Genomic DNA, 1,593 nt, shown 5'->3' with positions numbered 1-1,593 from the left:
GATTTGTGCGGGATGGATGAGAATTCTGATCCAGTTTTTTCAGAGCAAGCCATTGCCCGCGCGCTCGAACAGGCAAGCGGTGAGATTGATGTGCATTTGTCTCATCGCTACTGCGTCCCGATTGCTGGACAGCCGGCGGCTCTGGGTATGATCTGTGTCAATATTGCTGTTTATAATTTAGCCATACGCCATACGGCACTGACCACGACCATTGAAGATCGTTACAAACAGGCGGTTGAACTCTTGAAACGCATTGCGGAAGGCAAAGCGGGTTTAGGGGTCGATGAGCCTAAAATTATGAGCGAAGATGGTCCCGTGCGTGATGGGGCTTTTTTCCATGCTAAGCCGCGTTTGATGGGAAGGTAACATGTCTGTTTCAACCCATATTGAGATTAAAGAGACAGGGCTTGAAGCGGCTTTATCCTTTTTACAAAAGGGCGCTGATAGCTCGATGGGGACTTTGGCACAAGGGGTTGGGCGTCTTATCCAAGAGAGCACAAGGCGGCGGATTCAAAGCGAAAAAACCTCTCCTCAAGGAGAGAAGTGGAAAAACAATCATGCCCGCACCTCCATTCTTTTTGCCAGTGGGGCGCTTTCACGCTCCATTGATATGAAAGCTTCACCAGAACAGGTGATTGTGGGGTCTGGGTTGGTTTATGCGCGGATTCATCAATTGGGTGGGGTTATTCGCCCGAAAAATGGCAAGACACTGCGCTTTTTTCTTAAAAGCGGCAATGCACACCGCTTTGTTTGTGTGCGCCAAGTGACCATGCCCGCACGTCCTTATTTGGGGCTTTCAGCGTGCAATAAAGTGGAAATTGTCAAGGCGGCAGAAGATTGGCTGGAAAGGGTCTTTTCATGAACCAAACGGTCAAGCAAGCAGGGCGCATTAATCAGTTTCGTGAAGCGGTGATAAGAAGCCTTAAAAGCGCTTTGCCGGATGTGCGTGATTGCGGCTGTCAATTTGGACGTTTTAATTTAGAAGAATTGGAAACACAGATGCTGGTGGCTCCAGCCGTGCGTGTTGCGGTGTTAGAAAGCCGTTTAATTTCTGTTGCTTCTGGACAGATGAGTGCTGATCTTCATTTAGGGGCTTTTATTATTACCACAGGCAAAGAGCGTGATGTTTCCAGTTGGCTTTTGGCAGAAGCTATTGCGGTGCTTTGTCATAGCGGGCAATTGTGGGGGCTAACGCATTTGAGCGCCCCGCGTGAGGTGCAAATTGAACCGATTATCTCTGCGGCGATTAAGCAGCGTGGTGTATCGATAAGCGTGGTGGAATGGCACCAAGATTTGCATCAGTTGGGACGAGATATTTTTTGTGATGAAGGACAACTCAAAAGTGGTTTGATTTCATGGGACAATGAGGTGGGGGCATGAATGATGCGCATTTGTTGAGTGACACCTTGCGGCAAATCATGAAGCGTCTTGATGCGCTTGAACGCTGTCTTGCCAACCAGCACATGATTGGGCGGGTTGCAGAAGTTGATGGTCATAGGGTGCGGGTGAAACTTTCCGAACAGGGTTCTAATGGACAAGCGGTTTTATCGCCTTGGTTGCAAGCGCAAGAAGCTTCTGGCGCTCTTTCAAGCA

Annotated in this window: 3 protein-coding genes and 1 pseudogene; all 4 read left to right on the top strand. The window is 49.0% G+C overall.

Features of this window, described 5'->3' with window-relative positions; genetic code table 11:
- A partial coding sequence (locus ACFING_RS09705) for a phage protein Gp36 family protein (RefSeq protein WP_375630748.1) occupies positions 1–366 on the top strand: 366 nt, incomplete at its 5' end.
- 1 nt (position 367) lies between these two features.
- Positions 368–862: a phage virion morphogenesis protein gene (locus ACFING_RS09700; RefSeq protein ID WP_375630746.1), complete on the top strand. Its 495-nt coding sequence runs from the start codon at positions 368–370 to the stop codon at positions 860–862.
- Positions 859–1,380, top strand: a complete 522-nt coding sequence (locus ACFING_RS09695; RefSeq protein ID WP_375630744.1) for a hypothetical protein — start codon at positions 859–861, stop codon at positions 1,378–1,380. The genes ACFING_RS09700 and ACFING_RS09695 overlap by 4 nt, the downstream gene beginning before the upstream one ends.
- Positions 1,377–1,593 (top strand): annotated as a pseudogene (locus ACFING_RS09690) (baseplate assembly protein); the annotation flags it as partial. The gene ACFING_RS09695 and the pseudogene ACFING_RS09690, both read left to right, overlap by 4 nt.

This window comes from Bartonella sp. AP150HLJHH (assembly GCF_042196385.1).
Lineage (GTDB): Bacteria > Pseudomonadota > Alphaproteobacteria > Rhizobiales > Rhizobiaceae > Bartonella.
This window is presented reverse-complemented; position numbering and strand designations above follow the sequence as displayed.

Excerpts from the sequence above, each read along its gene's own strand:
- ACFING_RS09695 (WP_375630744.1), top strand. The coding sequence starts at position 859 with ATGAACCAAACGGTCAAGCAAGCAGGGCGCATTAATCAGTTTCGTGAA.
- ACFING_RS09700 (WP_375630746.1), top strand. The coding sequence starts at position 368 with ATGTCTGTTTCAACCCATATTGAGATTAAAGAGACAGGGCTTGAAGCG.